The organism is Massilia mucilaginosa, assembly GCF_011682145.1.
In the GTDB taxonomy this organism is placed as follows: Bacteria; Pseudomonadota; Gammaproteobacteria; order Burkholderiales; family Burkholderiaceae_D; genus Telluria_A; species Telluria_A mucilaginosa.
Genome location: NZ_WHJH01000020.1, coordinates 34,221 through 54,317, shown reverse-complemented (window position 1 = coordinate 54,317; position 20,097 = coordinate 34,221). Strand labels below are relative to the sequence as shown.

10 protein-coding genes are annotated in these 20,097 nt (G+C 63.3%); all 10 read right to left on the bottom strand.

Going from position 1 to position 20,097, the window contains the following annotated elements:
* Positions 1-2: 2 nt before the first annotated feature.
* The gene (locus F2P45_RS17380; protein ID WP_166877686.1) at positions 3-2,207 is read right to left on the bottom strand and encodes a 4Fe-4S binding protein; all 2,205 of its coding nucleotides are present in this window, start codon (positions 2,205-2,207) and stop codon (positions 3-5) included.
* Positions 2,208-2,219: 12 nt separating this feature from the next.
* Complete coding sequence (gene nosZ, locus F2P45_RS17375; protein ID WP_166877683.1) at positions 2,220-4,151, bottom strand: TAT-dependent nitrous-oxide reductase; 1,932 nt, start codon at positions 4,149-4,151, stop codon at positions 2,220-2,222.
* A 362-nt stretch (positions 4,152-4,513) separates the two neighbouring features.
* The gene (locus F2P45_RS17370) at positions 4,514-7,390 is read right to left on the bottom strand and encodes a TIM-barrel domain-containing protein (RefSeq protein ID WP_166877681.1); all 2,877 of its coding nucleotides are present in this window, start codon (positions 7,388-7,390) and stop codon (positions 4,514-4,516) included.
* A gap of 20 nt (positions 7,391-7,410) precedes the next feature.
* The gene (locus F2P45_RS17365) at positions 7,411-9,051 is read right to left on the bottom strand and encodes a GH35 family beta-galactosidase (RefSeq protein WP_166877678.1); all 1,641 of its coding nucleotides are present in this window, start codon (positions 9,049-9,051) and stop codon (positions 7,411-7,413) included.
* Positions 9,051-12,056, bottom strand: a complete 3,006-nt coding sequence (locus tag F2P45_RS17360; RefSeq protein ID WP_370663267.1) for a TonB-dependent receptor — start codon at positions 12,054-12,056, stop codon at positions 9,051-9,053. Before F2P45_RS17360 ends, F2P45_RS17365 begins: the two co-directional genes overlap by 1 nt.
* Before the next feature lie 399 nt (positions 12,057-12,455).
* A complete protein-coding gene (locus F2P45_RS17355; protein WP_166877672.1) occupies positions 12,456-14,795 on the bottom strand; it encodes a glycoside hydrolase family 95 protein in 2,340 nt (779 codons plus the stop codon).
* A gap of 1 nt (position 14,796) precedes the next feature.
* On the bottom strand, positions 14,797-16,155 hold the full coding sequence (locus F2P45_RS17350) for a GDSL-type esterase/lipase family protein (protein WP_166877669.1): 1,359 nt from the start codon (positions 16,153-16,155) through the stop codon (positions 14,797-14,799).
* 16 nt (positions 16,156-16,171) lie between these two features.
* Positions 16,172-17,314: a sugar ABC transporter permease gene (locus tag F2P45_RS17345; RefSeq protein ID WP_166877667.1), complete on the bottom strand. Its 1,143-nt coding sequence runs from the start codon at positions 17,312-17,314 to the stop codon at positions 16,172-16,174.
* Positions 17,315-17,340: 26 nt separating this feature from the next.
* Positions 17,341-18,870 carry a D-xylose ABC transporter ATP-binding protein gene (gene xylG / locus F2P45_RS17340; RefSeq protein ID WP_166877664.1) on the bottom strand — a complete coding sequence of 510 codons (1,530 nt, stop codon included), beginning with the start codon at positions 18,868-18,870 and terminating at the stop codon, positions 17,341-17,343.
* Between the two features lie 212 nt (positions 18,871-19,082).
* Positions 19,083-20,087: a D-xylose ABC transporter substrate-binding protein gene (gene xylF, locus F2P45_RS17335; protein ID WP_166877661.1), complete on the bottom strand. Its 1,005-nt coding sequence runs from the start codon at positions 20,085-20,087 to the stop codon at positions 19,083-19,085.
* Positions 20,088-20,097 lie beyond the last annotated feature (10 nt).

The following is a 20,097-nucleotide window of genomic DNA, read 5'->3' as shown; positions in this document are numbered from 1 at the left end:
CATCACGGCTTGTCCTCGTGCGACGCCGCCCTGGCCTTGAGCGCACCGCGCACCGAATCGAGCGAGATGAAGTAGCCGGCCGCATTGATCGGCGTGAGCGCATCGCCATTCTTTTCGCGCAGCTTGCGTTCCTTGACCAGCGGCGGGCAGGCGTGGTCGTCGTAGTACAGGATCATGCAGTCGAGACAGAGCATGCATTCCATCTGGTCGATGCGGCCGGCGCTGTCGATCGCATGCGAGCCGCAGCCGGCGGCGCAGGCGTGGCAGGTCTGGCATTCAGCCTTGCGCTTGAGTCCGAACAGGCGGAACTTGCCGGGAATGGCCAGCCCGGCGCCAAGCGGGCACAGGTACTTGCAATACGGCCGCTCGCTCAGGAACGACCAGCCCAGGATCGCCCCGATGAACACCCAGAACGGCCAGGTGCGGTTCCACACGCCAACGATGAAGGTGGTCTTGAACGGTTCCACCTCGGCCAGTTGCTCGGCCATTTCCATGGAATAGAACGACACTCCCAGCAGAATCGCGAAGATCGCGTACTTGATCCACTTGAGCTTGTCGTGCAGCGGTTTCGGCAACAGCTTCTGGAAGCGCGCCAGTCCGACCGCCTTGCCAAGGCTCAGCGCCAGTTGCTGCAAGGAGCCGAACGGGCACAGCCATCCACAGAACACCCCCCTGCCCCACACCAGCACGCTGGCGATAATGAACCACCAGAACAGGAAAATGAAGGGGTCGGACAGGAACAGTTCCCATTTCCACTGATGCAGCAAGGAATGGAACCATGTCAACACCTGGGTGATGCTGGGCTGGGCCTTGAGGTAGAAGCCGAGGAACACCACGCTGACCAGCCACAGCACATGGCGCGGCCGCGAAATCCAGGGCTTGTGCTTGCGTCTGGAGGCGCGCACCAGCCTGTCGCGCTGCGAATACATGACTGCGGTAAAGGCCAGCACCAGCAGGAACAGTCCGATCTGGACCATCTTGCTTTTCCAGATGGCACGCCAGCTCGCCTCGGGCTGGACGATGTGCGGACGCCCGCCTTCCAGGTAGCGCGCAGGCAGCCAGTATGGGGCGTTGAAGTGGACGAAGGTCTTGGCGCCGCTCTGCGGATCCGCCTTGTTGGCAAGAAAAGTCAGCTGCCACGGCCAGGCCGGATTGAAGTTGGCCGAGCGCACGATGAACACGGCCGACTCGGTGAACGCCGGTGCACCGGGCGCGTGCACGCCGTACAGGTTCAGGTAATCGGTATCGCGGAAGGTGAAACTTTGCGGGTCCTGGCGCACCTGGATGCGGTCGTAGATGCCGCCGCGCACGAATCCCGATCCCTTGAACGAGGCTTCACCGTTGGCGATGATGAAAATGGCTTGCTCGTCCGGCTTGAGGTCGGCCATCAGGCGCCGGTACACCGGCTCGCCCAGCAGGCTGATGCCGACCGTGGGCACGTTCAGGTGGCCGAAATACATGTCGATGTAGGTGGCGTCGCCCGTCAGTCCCACGTCCTTGCGCTGCAAGGGGAAGCGCATCACGCTGCCTTCGTCCAGCAATTGCTGCCAGCTCAGGCGCTCATCTAACGGGGTGTAGCGCGGCGGCGGCCGCACTTCGCCCTTGAAAATGCCGACCTGGCGCCCGATCTCGTAGGCGCTGCGCGAGATGACCTGGTTTTCGGCGATGACGGTGACGGTGGCGCCGCTGATCGCATCCAGCCCCACCGTGCCGCCCGCTTCGTCGCCATGGCCGATTTCGAGCTTGGCGTCGCCGGACTTGCCAATGTACTGATGGATAAATTTGAGCAGCGTGGATTCGTCGATCCCCGCCAGCAGAATGGGTTCGGAGTGCTTGAGCACGCGCACCCCGGTGATGATGCCGCGCGTATCCATGCCGATCAGGGTAATGATCGGCTTGCCGGAATACGCGGGAATGTCGACCACGTCGGTCGACAGGAACACATAGCCGACCACGCGCTCGCTCTTGTCCGGCGCGACCGCGATGGCCTCGACATAGCTCGGCTGGCCCTTGCGCACAGAAAACTTCTGCGCCTGCGGCATGACGTCGCGGCAAGGCGCCTCGGCGCACAGGTCGGGACCATGCAGCAGTTGCTCGGACAATTCGGCCGAGTAAACCGAGGCGCGCGCAGCCCCTGCCGCCAGCAAGGTCAGCAACGTCAGCAACACCGCGGCAAACAGGCGCGGGAGAATGGCCAGGGCGCGCATCGGTCGCCTTTCTTACGCTTCGACCAGCAGGCGGCTGCGCATTTCCAGGTGCAGCGCGTGGCAGAAGTGGGTGCAATAGATCCAGTACGCACCGGCTTTGTCGGTCTTGAAGGTCACCGACTTGGTTTCCTGCGGATTGACGATAAAGTTGATGTTATGCGTAGGAATCGCGCAACCGTGGGTCAAGTCTTCCACCTTGTCGTAGTTGGTCAGCGTGAGCGTGACCTCGTCGCCCACCTTGACTTTAATGATCGGCAAGCTGAACGATGGCGCCTGCGACATCATCCGTACCTGCACCTTGTTGCCCTTGCGCTCGATGCCAGCCGTTTCCGGCGTGACTGCATTCGGGAAGTCGGTCATGGTGTGGATCTGGCGCGTCTTGACCACATCGCGGCGCACGATGATGCCGTCGTGCGGTTCCGGGTACGCGGTATGGTCGGCCATCAGGCTCATCTTGGCGCCGCTGATGTCGATCAGCTGCTCGGTTTCGCAGTGCAGCGGCCCGACCGGCAGGAAGCGGTCTTTCGAGAACTTGTTCCCCGAGTTGAAATACTTGCCGTCCGCTTCCTTGGTTTCGCCCATGGAGGCGTAGCCGTGGCCCGGCTGGTAATGCACGTCGATACGGTCGAGCACCACCTTGGCCGTCTTGTCGCCCTTGAACTGGGCAATCGACGCGTCCACGTTCCACTTGACCACGGCGCTATCGAGAAACAGCGAGGTAAAGGCATTGCCCTTGCCGTCGAAGGCGGTGTGCAAGGGTCCCAGGCCCAGTTCGGGCTCGGCCACCACGCAATCGCGCGGCAGCTTGACTTCGCCGCCGAACCAGCCGAGTACTTTGCTCAGTTCGATCACGGTGGCGGTCGGCGACAATTTGCCGGCGCACACGAAATACTTGCCGTCCGGGCTGGCGTTGACGCCGTGCGGGTTCTTGCCGACCGGCACGTAGCAGGTCAGCGCGGTGGCGGGGTTGTCGCTGGCGGCCTTGCGGCCGTCCACCACCGGCACCTTGGATGCGCCGATGGTGCTCGCCTTGCCATCCTTGATGGCTTGCTCGATGCGCGCCACGTTGAAGAAGATGCAGGCGTCGCGTTCGGCCGACATCATGCCGGCCAGGTCGGCGCCGCCTTCGGTGTTGTACTGGGTGGCGGCGGCCAGCTTGCCGTCGTAGGACGATGCGACCAGCTCCATGTTGCCGTCGATGCGGCACTGCCAGCGCACTTCCATGCTGGCCGCGTCGACGCAGGTGAACAGGCAGCCCCACTTGGTCGGATCGTCCAGGTCGCGCCCGTCGTTCGGCAGCGGCATGTGGAATTCGGTGCCGCAGAACACGCGCGTGGTGTAGTTGATGGACGCGTCGACCGGGTCGCGCTTGTCCGGGAAAATACCGTGGAAGCCCATCACGTTCGGCAGGCTGGTGATCTTGTCGCACTCCATCGTATCCATGCGGATGCGGGCCAGGCGCGCGTTGATCTTGTCGTTGACGAACAGCCAGCGGCTGTCGTAGGTGCCGTCCTTGTAGCTGCCGTGCACGTGGTGGGTGTCGCCGGTGGTGTATTGCAGGCTGCCGTCGGGCTTGGTGCCGATGATGGCCTTCGATTCGTTGGTGATGCCCCAGCCGACCATGCAATCGGTATTGAAGACGGGAATGCGTTTCAGGGTGCGGCCCGACGGCAGGCCCAGCACGCGCACTTCGCCGCCGTGGCCGGCGCTGATGAAGGCGTAATAGGTGTCGAGCTGGCCGGGTTTGATGTGTTCGCCGCTGTCGGCGGGTTTGGCCGGCGTCGCCGGTCCGGCGGCTTTGCCTGGCGCGGCCTCTTCCTTGCATCCCGTCAGTCCGATGGTGGCGCCTGCGGTCACCAGGCCCGCCAGGGCGCTCTTGCCGAGGAAATCGCGGCGGCTGCCGGTGGTGGCGGGGCTGGACGTTTCTGGACTGTTCTTCTTCATGTTTTCACTCTCCGGTTCGGGTTCAATCGCCCGGGGACCTCGACCAGCCGTAGCGAGCGGCGCAAGTTTCGTCCGAGAAGCGCAGCCGTACGAAGGTACGGTGAGCATCCCCGGACGAAAATTGCGCCGCGTAGTAGGTTGGTCGCGGTCCCCGGTTTGCGTCGACCTCGGGGATACCTATGCCGACTGAATAAGTGTAGGGACAGGACTGGGCAATGCCTATGGGCAAGAAGGGCGAACGGGAAGGGAAAAAGGCGTAGGCGGACTAGGCCGTCGTGCGTATGGCGCGGGGTTGCGGATCGGCGTATGGACGATAAGAAGCCCGCCGGATGTCGCCGGCGGGCCGTTACTGCGTGGATGGCTTACATCGTGATCGTGACCGCCTTGCCGTCGTAGCTGACTTCCTTGTCGGCCTTGTCGAAATCATCCGAACTCGATACGCCCGCCTTGATGAAGCGCACCTTGAACTGGCGCTTGGCGACCATGCCCTTGTACTGGCCGGTGCGCGCGCCGATGGTCACGGTCCTGGTGCTGTCGTCGTAACTGAGCGGGATGCGTGAGAATTCGCCACGGGTGTAGGCGTTGGTGACGCCGTCGTCCTCGTACAGGCTGAATTTGCCGTCGGCGCCGGTGTAGATGTTGAGCGTGACCGGCGCGTCCGGCTTTTCATCCACATACTGCGTCACGGGACCTATCGGCAGAATCGCGCCGGCCTTGACCAGCAGCGGCATGCGCGCCGCCGGCGCGGCCATCGTCACCGACTTGCCGCCCTGGTGCAGCGCGCCGGTGTAGAAGTCGTACCAGCTTGCTCCTTTCGGCATGTACACGCTGCGCTCGCGCGCGCCGTACACATGCACCGGCGCCACCATCAGGTCGCGCCCGAACAGGTACTGGTCCTTGATGTCCTTGACCTGTTCATCCTTCGGAAAATCCATCACCAGAGCGCGCATCACGGTGCCCGAGTGATAGTAGATATCCGAGGCGGTCGCGTAAATGTAAGGCATCAGGCGATAGCGCAGCTTCAGGTACCAGACCATCGAGTCCTGCATCTCCGAGCCTTCGGGCGCGATGTTGTAGATCTCGCGCTTGACCACTTCGCCGTGAGAGCGGAACAGCGGCGTAAAGGCGCCGAACTGGAACCAGCGCAGGTTCAACTCCTGCCATTCCTTCATGTCTTCCGGATTGACGACGGCGGCGCCGGTGCTGCGGTTTTCCTGGGCCGAACCGACATCGCCGCTCTGGAAGCGCACTTCCTGCGCGTAGCCGCCGATATCGTGGGTCCAGTTCGGAATGCCCGACATCGAAAAATTCACGCCGGCCGAAATCTGGTCGTACAGGTTGTTCCAGCGCCCCACCGTATCGCCGCTCCACACCGCCACCGCATTGCGCTGGATGCCGGCGAAGCCCGAGCGCGACAGGATCAGCTGGCGCGTATCGGGCTGGTCGCGATTGAGGCCCTCGATCAGCGCCTGCGTGTGCGGCAGGCTGTAGGTGTTGTAGGTGATCTCGCCGGCGCCATGCACGGTCGGCCCGATCAGCTTCTTGAAGTCCTCGGGACGGGTGTTCGACAGCACATCCGGCTCGCTGTTATCCATCCACCACGAATCGAAACCCAGGCCACCGAGCTTGGTTTTCACCTGGCGATAATAGATATCGCGCGCTTCCTGCGTGTACGGGTCGTAGTGGGCGTTCTTGTAGCCCGGCCCGACCCAGTCAAGGTCGCCGTTCTCCACGTTCCTGGTCCACATGTGGCCCTTGGCGGCGAATTCCTTGTAGTTGTCGGTGTCGGCGTAGAACTTGCCCCAGATGGACAGCATCACACGCACATTGTTCTTGTGGATTTCGTCGACCATGCCTTTCGGATCGGGAAAGCGGCTCTTGTCGAAGTCGTGCGAGCCCCAGCCGTTTTCGGGCCAGTAGAACCAGTCCTGCACGATGTTGTCTAACGGCCAGCCGCGCTTGCGGTATTCGCGCACCGCACCCAGGATCTGGTCCTGCGTTTCGTAGCGCTGGCGCGATTGCCAGAAGCCGTAGGCCCACTTGGGCATCATCGGCGCCTGTCCAGTCAGGTGGCGGTAGCCGGCGATCACGCTGTCCATGTTCTCGGCGTTGATGACGTAGTAGTTCACCGCCTGCGCGATCTCGGACGAAAACGTCAACGAATGGCGCTCGGCATGCGGCAGCGGGTCGTTGTGGGTGATGCCGATCATGCCGCCGGTGGGCTTCCATTCCAGGTGCAGCTTCACCGGCTTGTTGGCGGCGAATTTGACCTCGAAGTTGTGGTACCAAGGGTTCCAGCCCTGGCGCCACACGTCCAGCACCTGCTTGCCGTCCAGCGTCAAGGTGGCGTAGTCGGACGAATACAGCTGCATCTTGTGCACGCCGGCCTTGGCCGAACTCATGGTCCCTTCCCAGACTACCTTTACGTCTTTGAGGTCCTTGAGCGGACCGAGTTCCTTCGGCCAGTTTTCGGCCACGTCCTTGAGGTATTTGTAATCGATGTCGGTCTCAATGCGGGTCAATGCCAGTTTGCCGCCGACGTAGTAGCGCGCGGTCAGGCCGCCAGCCTTGCCGCTGGCGTCGACCAGTTTCAGGTCGCGCTTCATCGGACCGTAGGGCTTGGGATCGCCGAAGCGCGAGATCGCGTTGTTATCCCACAGGACGCCGTAGTTCTTATCGGAGATCACGAACGGCACCGCCACGTCCATATTGTGCTGCGCCAGCAGGACGTCTTCGCCGTTCATGTTCATCTGGGCGTTCTGGTGCTGGCCCAGGCCGTAGTAAGCGTCTTTCAGGCCCGGATTGAAGCCCTGCTTGATCGCCAGGAACGGCTTGCCATCGACCTTGATCGGCGTGAGGCTTTCGGACGACTGGGTCAGGAAGACTTCACCTTTGGCGTTATAGAACTTCACCAGCCCGGTCTTCAAGGAGACCCTGGCCGAGATTTTTCCGGCGTTGAGGGTGACCACGTCCTTGCCGGCATCGCTGACCGTGAACTGGCAGGCGCACGGTTTGGCCACCGTCATCATCGACGGCGTCAGTTCCTTGCCAGGCTCATCAAGCTTGACGACGTGGATGATATTCTCGCCCATCACCTCCAGGCGCACTTCCTTCGCCGCACCCTGGTCGGGTTTGACGACGACGCCGCTGCCGGTTTTTTCAAACGTGCCCGCGAGGGCGTGGCCTGATGCAATCAGTGCCAGGCAGGACGCCGTTCCCACCAGTGATTTAAGACGCATTCTGTGATCTCCAATAGTGATTAGTAGGTGCCGATTCTGATTTTCAGGACGATGGGCTTGGCCGGCAGGTTGATGCCGTAGTCGACCTGGTCGCCGTTCCAGTTGCGCTCCATGATCCACTGGCCGGATGCATCGAAACTGCCCTCCTCCACCCGCGCCAGCATGGTCGGCTTGCCCTCGTTGCTGCCGGCGCCGTCCAGGCGCAAGCGCACCTGCTGGCCGATGACGATGAATTCGTTCTCCGCGATCTGGGCAATCGAGACACCGCCACTGGGGTTCTTGGTATTCGCCGGTTCATCCTTGATCTCCGGATTCCAGTGCTTTTCGCCGAAGCGCCACTGGCGGAACGACACCGTGGCCTTCCAGTTTTTCATCGGGATGGTTTGCTCGGTGCGCTCGTCGCTTTCGGCCACGCCGTAGGTGCGGCCTTCGAACGCCCATGTGGCCCACTGGCGCTCCATCGGCCGGAACACGGCAAAGATCGATCCGAACGGCTCGACCATCGTCTTGTCGGTCAGCTTGGACCCGAGTGGAAAATTGCTGTAGTCGGCGTAATCGATCCCGAACGGCGCAAACCCCAGCGCGCCGCGTCCCAGCACCTGGTAGGTGTAGCGCGCATAGGTGGCGGCGTTGCCCAGTTCCGGCACCATCAGCGGATTGTCGGGGCGCTGGAAGCGGTCCAGCGTGCCGGTAAACTTGGCCGACTGCGGCATGTAGATGTCCGGCGCGGCAAAGTCGATGGCCGGTGCGGCCGCCTTGTAGATGTCGATCACATCGTAGGTCGGCCCGCCGCTGGCGAAATTGCCCTTCCACGGCGCCAGCGGTTCGAGCGGATCGCGCAGGGCGTTGTTGACGTACATCGGCAGGTCGTAGACCGCGCGCCCGGCCCTGGCGATGTCGCCGATGTAGCTGGCAATCGCCCAGGTATGGAAATACTGCTCCGCGTAGTCGCCATAGACCTCCGGCCAGGTGCCGCTGGCGGCCAGCTTCACCGGCGCCTTCTGGCGCGCCAGCACCGCCTGCGGCACCGGCTGCGCGAACGCCGCCTGCGCCTTCGCGCCGTAGTCGCGCACCAGGCCATAGGTACCGACCTCGTTCTGCACCTGCATCATGATGACCGTGCGATGCGCCTCGTCGATCTTTTTGATGTGGGTCATCAGCGCCACAAACGCCTTTTTGTCGGCCTTGAGCGTCTCTTCCCCGAACGGCGACATGCAGTAATTGAGCTTGCCGTCCTTGTCCACCATGCGCGGGAAGCGCTGGTTGTTGAACTTGACCCATTCCGGGCTGTATTGCGGGTTGGTGTTCTTCCAGGTAGCGAACCACAGCAGCACCAGGCGCACCTTGTTCTTGCGCGCCTCGGCCACCAGCGTATCGACATAGCTGAAATCGAACTTGCCCTCGACCGGCTCGATCTGCTCCCACGCAACCGGAATCTCGAGCGTGTTGGCGTGCATGTCCCTGACCGCCGGCCAGACCTTTTTCAGCGCCGCCGGATAGTTACTGGAATTGTGCGCCTGGGCGCCGAGCATCACGAACGGCGCCCCATCGACCATCAGCGCATGGCGCCCGTCCTTGTGCACCAGTTGCGGCAGCGGTGGCGCCGCCGCCGTGACACTGGACGCGGCCAGTGCCAGCACCGCGAAGACATGGCGCGCCATCAGAAGCTGTAGCGCATCTGCGCCGTGTAGCGTGGACCGGTGACGAACCAGGCGCGCCCCTTGGTGCCGATGGTCTGGTCCATCTCCTGCCTGAACTTGGCATCGTTGATGTTCTGCGCTTCCAGGCCGAACGAGAGTTGCTCGGTGATCTTGTAGAAGACCGACGCGTCGAGCTGGCCGTATGCCGCCGCCCAGGTAGGCAAGCCATAGCTCACATTGTGCTGGCCGACGGTCGGGCTGGCCGGATTGGAATCGAGGCCGTCGCCGCCCTTGGTGCCGTTCACGTTCACACCCTGCAGGCTGCGCGAACGCCAGTTGTAGGCCAGGCGCGCCGACAGCGGGCCTTTGTCGTACATCAGCGCCAGGTTGTACGAACGGCGCGACTGGTTATACAGCGGCAGGTTGCCGAAAGAGCGGCCGTTGGTGTCGCAGCCGTTCATGTTCAGGTTCAGGTTGGACGCGCCATTGCCGGCGCCACCGGTGCAGTATTCCTGGAACACCGACTGGTACATGGTCTTCTTGCCGTCGACGAAGGTGAAGTTGGCCTGCACGCCCAGGCCGGACAGCCATTGCGGCAGATTGTCGAAATACTGCTGGTACGCGAGCTCGAAACCGCGCGCCCTGCCCTTGGCGCCGTTGATCGGTGCGGTCACCGTGAAGTTGTTCATCACGCCGTTCACGTCGGGCAGCTGGAAATTGTAGCTCTGGTCGACGATGATGTTCTTGAGCTGCTTGTTGAATACCGCAAGCGTCAGCGAGCCGGCCGGGGCGAAATACCATTCGGCCGTCAGGTCGACCTGGCGCGACGTCACCGGCTTGAGGGCCGGATTGCCGGAGCCTTCGCCAGTGAGTGTCACGCTGTTTACGCGCACGATGCCGGCGGCATCGTCGGAGGTGGTTTTCACATCCTGCGTCAAGGTCGTATAGCCCTGCAACTGCGAAAAATCCGGGCGCGACACGGCCGAGGAGGCCGCAAAGCGGAATTGCAGTTTTTCGCTGGCCTTCATGCGCAGGTTCAGGCTTGGCAGCACGTTACTGTACGAGTTGCTGTAGTCCTGAGGGCGCACGAACGCCGGGATGTTCGGAATGGCCGGGCCGATGGTCTGGTAGCCTGCCGGGATGGTCGGGCGGGTGTAGCTGAACACCGTGTAGCCGCTCGCCTTCATGTCGGTCTTCACGTAGCGCACGCCGATATTGCCGTCGATCGGCATCGGCAAATCGTCGAAACCGAAGCGCGCCTGCGTGTACAAGGCGCCGGTCTTTTCGGTCTGCTCGTTCGAACCCGCCGGATCGGTGCCGTAGGATGCCCTCTTCCATGGCGCGCAGTCAGGCGTGGCGCCTTTGGAGGCGGCCAGTTCGTTACACAAAATATCGTGGTACTTGTGCAGTCCCGCGTAGCTGTCCGGGTAACCCGTGGCCAGCGAGGTATTCGGCACCACCAGCGACGGCACCGCGACTTTACCGCCGAAGAAATTGTTGAAGTTGTGGACGCGCGTATTGCCGGAAAAGCGCGGGTCCCCCAGCGACGCCAGTTGGCCGATATTCCAGCCCAGTTGCCACGGCTGCGAAATGGCGACCCAGTTGTAGTCCGGATTGGTCTTTTCGGTGACCGCGTCACGCTTGGTCAGGCGCACCCCGAAGCGGATATCGCGCATGACCTTGTGATCGAAATCGTACTGGGCGTCGCCCTTCCACGCGGTTCCCTTGGCTTTGCTGCGGTCCGCGTGCTCCTGGGTGAAGGCCCAGTAATAGTTATTCGGATTGGCCAGGTAGGCCAGGTCGTCGCTGTCGAAGATCAGGTTCGGCCTGCCGCCGCCCAGGTCGAGCTGCTGCTTGGGCATCTGCACCCCGGTGGCGACGGTCGAATCGAGATTGGCGGTCTTGGCGCGGATGCTTTGCAGGTCCGACTTGAAGGTCCAGCTGCTGGTCGGACGCCACACCAGGTTCCACGACACGTCCGTGGTATCGGACTTGCGGTTCGCAATGCGCGTATCGCCGCCGTAGTTGATGCCCTTGTCGGCCGGGTCGGTCAGGGTGCCGCTCACGAACGCGCCCTTGCCATCGTAGGTGGCGCCGGGATCGACCAGGATGTTGTAGGGATTGGAGGCGGCAAAGATGGCCTGTTCGTCCCAGTCCATTTTGTAGCGCGACTTGAAGAATGTCAGCGAGGTGTTGATGTCGCGGTTCGGGCGCCATTGCAGTGCGCCGTATGCGCCTTCGCGCTGGCGCTCGAAATTGAGCGTGCGCCACGACGCCCCCTTCGGAATCCAGACGGTTTTGCCGGGGACGACATCGTCGCGTGGAAAATACGGATCGACCTGCAAGGCGTCGGTGCGGGTCGCGCTTTCGGAATAGGCCAGGTCGACCAGCACGCCAACTTCGCCGATGCCGGTCTTCCAGCGGTTCGAAAACAAGCCCGAGGCCGACGGCGAGCTGCGGCCCTTTTTCAGGTCGGAGTAGGTGGTCTGTGCGGACAGCGCCACCTTCATGCCCTTGTAATCGAAGGGCATGGCGGTGCGCAGGTTCACCAGGCCGCTGATGGCGCCTTCGATCTGTTCCGCCGAGGGGTTCTTGTAGATGTCGACGCCGGCCATCAGTTCGGGCGGCACGTCCTCGTAGTTGAGCGAGCGCCCGCCATTGGCCGAGAACGAATCGCGGCCATTGAGTTCCGAGCGCACGTAATTGAGGCCACGGATCGACACGCCCGAGCCTTCCACCGAAAAGTGCTCGGGATCGGCCTTGCTCATGGTGCGGTCGATGGTCACGCCCACCACGCGCTGAAGCACTTCGGTGACCGAGCGGTCGGGCAGCTTGCCGATGTCGTCGGCGACGATCGAGTCGACGATTTCGTCGGAATTCTGTTTGACCTTCTGCGCCGAGTTCAGTGCCGCGCGCTGGCCGCTGACCACCACCACGGCCGGTTCACCGGTCGCGCTGTCCTGGGCTGGCGCGCCCCGAGCCATCGCCGCGCTGCCCGACAGCAGTGCGATTCGTGCGACTGCCACGGCAATCGCTGTTTGCTTATAGTTGTTCAACTTGTCTCCTCTTTTTCCGATCGGATTACTGCTGCTCTTCATGGTGGTGCCGGCAGTGCTGTGGCATGTCGTTCATCGATACAGGCAAGCCCTCCCCAACACGGTTGTCGAAAGGCGCAAAGGCATACGGAGACAGGGCCGCGCGGGCCTGCGGTTGATCATCATGGAGTGCGTCTCGGTTGAATTCTTATACGCGTCGGCTGGTGCCGCGCTGGTTTGTGTATTGATTTTCCGAGCTACGCCAACCCGCCGCAATTACGAAAATGACCAAGGCGCGGAATGATATTCAGGAAACAACGTTTATATGGTGCGTTGCTATACGCACCTGTCGCCATCGCGGCGCAAATGCGTCATCCAAGGCATACCGGCTCACTTTTTCTTGATGGCGAGCGTGGCGCCGAGGCGTGTTTCAGCGCCCGGTTGCAGCTTGAGCGCGACGACTTTGTCGCCATAGCGAACCGTCCCGCCGCCCTGCCCCGCCATCGAGCGGATGGTGGCGCTGGCCAGCTTGCCGCCGGCCCAGGCGATATCGACTTCGAAGCCGCCGCGTGCGCGCAAGCCCTTCACCGCGCCGTCAGGCCACGACGACGGCAGCGCCGGCAGCAGGTGCAGTTCGCCCGTGTGCGATTGCAGCAGCATTTCGCACATGGCGGCGGTGGCGCCCAGGTTGCCGTCGATCTGGAAAGGCGGGTGGGCGTCGAACATATTGGCGTACGTGCCGCCGGCGTTGTTGGTTTCGGTGCCGGGGCCGGCCTGCTGGGCGGCGCGCGCGCCGGGCTTGGCGAGCTGCCCGCGCAGCATCTTGTAGGCGTGGTCGCCGTCCAGCAGGCGCGCCCAGAACGCGGTCTTCCAGGCCATCGACCAGCCGGTACCGGCGTCGCCGCGTCCTTCCAGCGACTTGCGCGCGGCCGCCGCCAGCGCCGGGGCTCTGGTCGGCGAGATCTGCCGGCCCGGGAACAGGCCAAACAGGTGCGAAACGTGCCGGTGCGTGTCGCCGGGCGTGTCCAGCACCGGGTCCTTTTTCTCGTCCATCCATTCGAGCAGCTGGCCCCAGCTGCCGATGCGCGGGGCCGCGAGCTGGTCGCGCATGGCGGCGATCCGCTCGCGGAAATCCTTGTCGGTGCCGAGGACGTCGGCCGCTTCCACGGTATTGTTGAACAGGTCCCAGATGATCTGCTGGTCGTAGCTCACGCCATCTTCAATCGGCCCGTGCTCGGGCGACCAGCCGTTCGGCGCGACCAGCCGGCCATCCGGCAGGCGCTTCAGGTGGTCCTGCCAGAACGCGCACACTTCCTTCATCATCGGGTAGGCCACCATGCGCAGGAACTCGCGGTCCTGGGTGAAGGCGTAGTGCTCCCAGAAATGCTGCGCATACCAGGCGTTGCCGGTCTTGTTCCAGATGTAGGTGGTCGCGCCAAACGGATTGGACTCGGTGCGCAGCGTCCAGCCGCGTACCGGCTTGTTCTGCGCGGTGAGGAAGGTCTCTTCGCCGGCCTTGGGCGGCTGCGCCAGTGCGCCGGCGGCGGTATCCAGGATCAGCTGGCGGTACACGGGGGCGACGCCGGTCACGAAATCGAAGAACGGCATCGCGGATTCGGACAGGTTGGCCGGTTCCGCCGGCCAGTAGTTCATCTGGATGTTGATGTTGGTGTGGTAGTCCGAATTCCACGGCGGCGTGAGGCTGTTGTTCCACAGCCCCTGCAGGTTGGCCGGCAGCGAATCGCGCGAACTCGATATGAGCAGGTAGCGGCCGAACTGGAAGAACTGCGCTTCGAGGCCCGGGTCCTTGCCTTCGGCGGTATAGGCCTCGATGCGCTGGTCGGTCGGCAGTGCGCGCCGCGCCGCCGACGCCTGGCCGAAGTCCACGCTCACGCGGGCATACAGGCGCTTGAAGTCGTGCTGGTGCGCGGCGAGCAGTTGCGCCCACGGTTGCGCCGCCGCGGCGCTGACCTGCGTCGACACGCGCGGCAAGGGATGCCCGCCCTGGAAGCGCCTGGCGGCATCGTTGACGTAGCTGGTCCCGGCGCCGAGCACCAGCACCAGCGCATCGCAATTGGTGAAGACAATACGCTTGCCTTCCACCGACAGGGTGCCGCCCTCGTTGATCACCTGGACCTGGCTGGCGTAATCCATCACGTTCGATGTCGCGGGCTGCGAGAAGCCGGCCAGCGAACCGGTGGCATGGAGGCGGTTGCCGGCCACGCCGATGCGCGCATCGTGCATGTCGGTCAGTTCGATAGAACCGCTGTACTTGCCCGGCTGGCTGGCGCTAAGGCGCGCCACGATGGCCTGCGCCGGATGGCTGGCGAACATCTCGCGCTTGAACGTGACGCCGGCGTGCTTGTAGGTGACGCTGTGCAGGCTGTTATCCAGATCGAGCGTGCGCGTGTAGTCGCTGCTTCCGGCGGCATGGCCCGGCAGGTTGACGAACACGTCGCCGAAGGGCTGGTAGGCGCCCAGGGTCTTGTCGTCGCCGGTCCACAGGGTGATGTCGTTGAACTGGATGCGCTCGCGCGCCACCTGCCCGAAAATCATCGCGCCGATGCGGCCATTGCCGATGGGGAGCGCCTCGCGCTCCCAACCCTCGTGCGTGTCGGGCGCCGGGCGGTCGTAACGCAGGGTGCGGTCGCTGGCACTGGCACTGGCACTGGCACTGGCACTATGCACGACGGCGACGAACAGGAGCGCGCAGCGCAGCGGCGTTTTCATCTCATTGCCCCATCAGGCGCTGCAAGGCCGGCTGCATCGCCCTGGCCCACGCTTCGTAGCTTTGTTCGTTCAGGTGCAGCAGGTCGGGCATGACCTCGCGCGACAGAGAGCCGTCCGCCGTCAGAAAGGCCTGGTTGATGTTCAGGTAATGGATGCGCTCGCCGTCGTCGAAGCCGGACAGGATCGAGTTGACATGGTCGTTGATGCGGCGAAGTTCGCTGTCCGCCTTTTCGTCGCGCGGGAAGATCGCCAGCAGCAGGATGCTGGCGTTCGGCAGGCGCTGTTGGATTTCATCGATATTACGCCGCACGCCTGCTGCGGTGGTCACCGGGTTTTCGCGCCGGTCGCCGGTATTGTTGGTGCCGACCATCAACACCACCACGGTCGGATCGAGTCCGTCGAGGGCGCCATGCTGCAATCGCCACAACACGTTTTCGGTATGGTCGCCGCCGAAGCCCAAGCCCAGCGCGTTGTATCTGGCGTAGTAGCGCTGCCAGACCGGCGCGCCGGTTTTCTCCCAGCCTTCGGTGATCGAGTCGCCGATGAAGACGATGCCGGTCTTCTCGCCGGCGGCGTTGCGGCGTTTGACTTCCGCCTTCTTGCCCTCGTGGCGCGGCCCCCAGTGGTTGATCGACCAGGATTGATTGAGCATCTCGGGCGTGACCGACTGCGTTTTGTAATCCGGGCAGGCCGCGTTCGGCGTGCCGGATGCGAGAAACCGCACATGCGCGATGCCCACCCGGCCGCTGCCGCTGCCTTCGAGCGCAAACGGCATGCTCACGGCAGAAAAGTCGTCGCCTTCGCGCATGACGCCTTCGCGCATGACGCCTTCGCGCATGACGCCTTCGCGCATGAAGCAGCGCATCGAGAATGCCAGCGGCTGCCAGCCCTTGCCGGCCATGGCGCGCGCCGGCATCAGGAACGGCACCTGGCGCTCGCACCCCGCGCCGCAGCCAACCTTGAACGACACGCCACCTTGCGCCAGTTCCTCCACGTTCAGGTCGAACGCCAGCACGCCCGCAGGCACATAGGCGCGCAGGTCGAGCGGCGCACCAGTTTCGACGCGCAGGTTGGCGTACCACGCGTCCTTGAAGTGCAGGGTCATCGCTTCCTTGCCGACGTCGACCCCGACCCGGCTCTGCGCCACCTTGGGAACCGCCGGCTTCGGTACCAGCACGGACGCGCCATCGACGCGCTGCGATTTTTCGAAATCGGCGACGACCACGTGCGCGCCAAAGCGCGGTCCGGCTGCGTAGATGCTCAGTTCATCGCCCTGTTTGCCCGGTGTGGCGCAGGCGCCGACGGCCATCAGCATCGAAGCCGCGAGCGACAGCCGCAAAGCTGGATTCATCAGTGTCATGGCGGATCCTGTTCAATCAACGGCGGCCGGAGCGCGTCACCACATCCACCCACACCGCCAACGTGAGGATGGCGCCCTTGACGATCATCTGCCAGTAGCTGTCCACATCGAGCATGGACATCCCGTTATCCAGGCTGGCCATGACCAGCGCGCCGATCAGGGCGCCGTACACGGTGCCCGAGCCGCCGCGCATCGAGGTGCCGCCTATGAAGCAGGCCGCGATCACATCGAGTTCGCCCGAGGTGCCGGCCGATGGCGAACCGGCCGCCAGGCGCGCCGTGTTGATCAGCCCCGCCAGGGCGCACATCAATCCCATCAAGCCGAAGATCCACAGTTTGACGGCGCGCACGTTCACGCCCGACAGGCGCGTCGCTTCCATATTGCTGCCAACCGCATAGATGCGGCGTCCGAATACCGTTTGCGTGGCCACGTAGCTGAACACTGCCAGCAGCACCAGGAGCAGCAGCACCGGCAGCGGAATGCCTTCGTAGCTGTGCAAGGTGCGCACCACCGAATACAGCACCGCGCCAATCGCCAGCAGCCGCACGCCATCGCGCACGGCGCTCGGCACCGGCAAGCCGTGGTGCGCCAGGCTGACGCGCTGGCGCCAGGTCAGCACCGCCGCCAGCACGAACAGCAGCACCCCAAGGCCGATGCTCAGGTCGGGCGACAGGTAGCCCTGCCCCAGGTAGACCATCTCGGACGAGACCGGCGCCACCGTGGTGCCGTCGGTCACCCCGAGCACGATGCCGCGATACGCCAGCATGCCACCAAGTCCCACGATAAACGACGGCATGCCGGCATAGGCCACCAGGTAGCCGTTGAAGATACCGAGCACCAGCCCGCACGCCAGCACCAGCAGCACGATCAGCGGCAGCGGCAGGTGGTGGCTCACATCGAGCACCGCCGCGACGCCGCCCAATAGCCCGAGCAGCGAGCCGACCGACAGGTCGATCTCGCCGGCGATGATGACGAACACCATGCCGCAGGCGAGGATGCCGGTAATGGCCATCTGGCGCATCAGGTTCGACAGGTTGCGCGCCGAGGTGAAGCCGCCCTCGGTTTTCAAGCTGAAGAACAGCCAGATAAGGGCGATCGCGGCCAGCAGGGCCAGGATTTTGTACTGCGTGAAGATTTGCTTGAATTTGATGGGGTTCATTTGGTCTGTCGCGAAGGTGGAGTCGTTCAGTGCGCAGCGTGGTCGAGGGCCGCGGCGAGCAGGGTTTCCTGGGTCAGGTTCCGGTTGACGAAATCGCCCCGCAGTTTGCCCTCGCCCATCACCAGAACACGGTCGGAAATGCCCAGCACCTCGGCCAGTTCGGATGACACCATGATGATCGACATGCCCTGCGCGGCCAGCTCGAACATCAGCTTGTAGATTTCGTACTTGGCGCCCACGTCCACGCCGCGCGTGGGTTCGTCGAGGATCAAGACCTGCGGCTTTGTGAGCAGCATTTTCGACAGCACCGCCTTTTGCTGGTTACCGCCCGAGAGGCTGGTAATCGGCAGGAACGGGCTGGCGGTTTTCAGGCCCAGGCGGTTGATCTGGTCCTGCACGGTTTTCAGTTCGGCCTCGCGGTCGATGCGGGTCAGGCGCGCGAAGGAATCGAGCACGGTCAGGGTGATGTTCCGGCCCACGTCGAGGTCGCGCACGATGCCGTGCTGCTTGCGGTCCTCGGGCACCAGCGCGAAGCCGGCGCGGATCGCCTTGAGCGGCGTGCCGGTATCGACCACGGCGCCGTGCAGGCGCACCTCGGCCTCGCTGGCACCCGGATAGGCCCCGAACAAGGCGGACACCAGCTCGGTGCGCCCCGCTCCCACCAGGCCGGCGATGCCGAGGATTTCGCCTTTGCGCAGGGTGAAAGAGACGTTGTCGACGCGTTTGCGTTCGGGTTTGTCGATGTCGTAGCAGGTGACGTTGCGCGCTTCGAAAATCACCTCGCCCAGCTGACGCTCCTGCTTGGGATAGAGCTGGTTCATCTCGCGCCCGACCATTTGCGCGATGATGCGGCTGACATCGAGTTCGGCCATCGGCGTGGTGGCGATGTGTTTGCCGTCGCGGATCACGGCGATGGTGTCGCAGATGGCCGCCACTTCATCGAGCTTGTGCGAGATGTAGACGCAGGCCACGCCCTTGGCCTTGAGCTTGCGGATGATCTCGAGCAGGATCTTGATTTCGGCGGCGGTCAGGGACGCCGACGGTTCGTCCAGGATCAGCAGCTTGGCGTCCTTGTTGAGGGCCTTGGCGATCTCGATCAGTTGCTGGTGACCGCCGCCGTAGTTCATCACCGGCAGCACCACGTTCACGTCCGGCAGGTTCAGGTCCGCCAGCAGCTGTTCGGCGCGGCGGTTCATGGCGGGGTAGTTCATGCGCCCGCCGAAGCCGGTGATTTCGTTCCCGAGGAAGAGGTTTTCGGTCACCGACAGTTCGGGCACCAGCATCAGTTCCTGGTGGATGATGATGATGCCGGCCGCCTCGGTCTCGCGGATCGAGGCGGCGCGCAGCGGCTGGCCCTCGAACAGGATGTCGCCGTCCCACGTGCCGTGCGGGTAGACGGCGGAGAGCACCTTCATCAAGGTCGACTTGCCGGCGCCGTTTTCGCCGCACAGGCCCACGCATTCGCCGGCGCGGATCTGCAGGTCGATGCCGTCGAGCGCACGGACGCCGTCGAACTGTTTGACGATGCCCTTCATTTCAAGCAAATAGTCGGACATACTGGTTCTCGCGTTTGAAAACGTTTTCACAACAGAGGCGTTCTCCGCCCACCCATCCGTCGTTCCCGCGCAGGCGGGAACCCAAGTTCGCATGTAAGCCAAAGGCGGAGCTAAAAACCTGGATCCCCGCCTGCGCGGGGACGACGGTTTTGCGGCTAAACGCCTGGACTGACTTCTCTGGAACGACGGCTGTGCGGCTGTAACCCTTGCGCTTACTTACCCGCGATCTGCGCCTGCGTGTAAAACCCGTCCGTCACCAGCAGATTGATATTTTCCTTGGTCAGCGCGGTCGGCTTGAGCAAAATCGTGCTGACCTTTTTGAAACCGTTGTCATACGCGCCGTTAAAAGCAGGCTTCTCATTGCGCACCAGCTGCACCGCCAGCTTGGCCGCCTCGCCCGCCAGCAGCTTGAGCGGTTTGTACACGGTCATTGCCTGCGACCCGGCAATCACCCGGCGCACCGCCGCGATATCGGAATCCTGCCCCGACACCGGCACCTTGCCATCGAGTTTTTGCGAAGCCAGCGCCTGGATCGCGCCGCCCGCCGTTGCATCGTTCGACGCCACGATGCCGTCGATCTTGTTGTTATTCGCGGTGAGCGCATTTTCGACAATCGCCAGCGCCTCCGACGGGCTCCAGTCCTTGACCCACTGCTTGCCGACGATCTTGATGTCGCCCTTGTCCACCAGCGGCTGCAGCACGGCCATCTGGCCTTCGCGCAGCACCTTGGCGTTGTTGTCGGTCGGCGCGCCGCCCAGCAGGTAGTAATTGCCCTTCGGACGCACCTTCACCACGCCGGCGGCCTGCATCTCGCCCACCGCCTTGTTGTCGAAGGAAATGTAGGCGTCCACATCGGCGTTGAGCACCAGGCGGTCGTACGAAATGACCTTGATGTTGGCCTTCTTGGCCTCCTTGATCGCGTTATTGAGCACGGTCGCGTTGTACGGCACGATGACCAGCGCATCGACCCCGCGCGAAATCAGGTTCTCGATCTGCGCGATCTGTTTTTGCTCGTTGGCGTCGGCCGACTGCACGAACACCTTGGCGCCGAGCTTGTCGGCCGCGGCCACGAAGTAATCGCGGTCGCGCGCCCAGCGCTCAAGGCGCAGGTCGTCGATCGAAAAGCCGATCTTCGGGTTTTTGGCATCCGCGCTGGCCTGGCCGCTGGTGAGAATCATCATGGCCGATACGACCGCAACACTCAGAATCTTTTTCATCTTGTTTGTC

Coding starts and splice junctions, on each gene's coding strand:
- F2P45_RS17350 (WP_166877669.1), bottom strand. CDS start 16,155: ATGACACTGATGAATCCAGCTTTGCGGCTGTCGCTCGCGGCTTCGATG.
- F2P45_RS17365 (WP_166877678.1), bottom strand. CDS start 9,051: ATGGCGCGCCATGTCTTCGCGGTGCTGGCACTGGCCGCGTCCAGTGTC.
- F2P45_RS17355 (WP_166877672.1), bottom strand. CDS start 14,795: ATGAAAACGCCGCTGCGCTGCGCGCTCCTGTTCGTCGCCGTCGTGCAT.
- F2P45_RS17345 (WP_166877667.1), bottom strand. CDS start 17,314: ATGAACCCCATCAAATTCAAGCAAATCTTCACGCAGTACAAAATCCTG.
- nosZ (WP_166877683.1), bottom strand. CDS start 4,151: ATGAAGAAGAACAGTCCAGAAACGTCCAGCCCCGCCACCACCGGCAGC.
- F2P45_RS17370 (WP_166877681.1), bottom strand. CDS start 7,390: ATGCGTCTTAAATCACTGGTGGGAACGGCGTCCTGCCTGGCACTGATT.
- xylG (WP_166877664.1), bottom strand. CDS start 18,870: ATGTCCGACTATTTGCTTGAAATGAAGGGCATCGTCAAACAGTTCGAC.
- F2P45_RS17380 (WP_166877686.1), bottom strand. CDS start 2,207: ATGCGCGCCCTGGCCATTCTCCCGCGCCTGTTTGCCGCGGTGTTGCTG.
- xylF (WP_166877661.1), bottom strand. CDS start 20,087: ATGAAAAAGATTCTGAGTGTTGCGGTCGTATCGGCCATGATGATTCTC.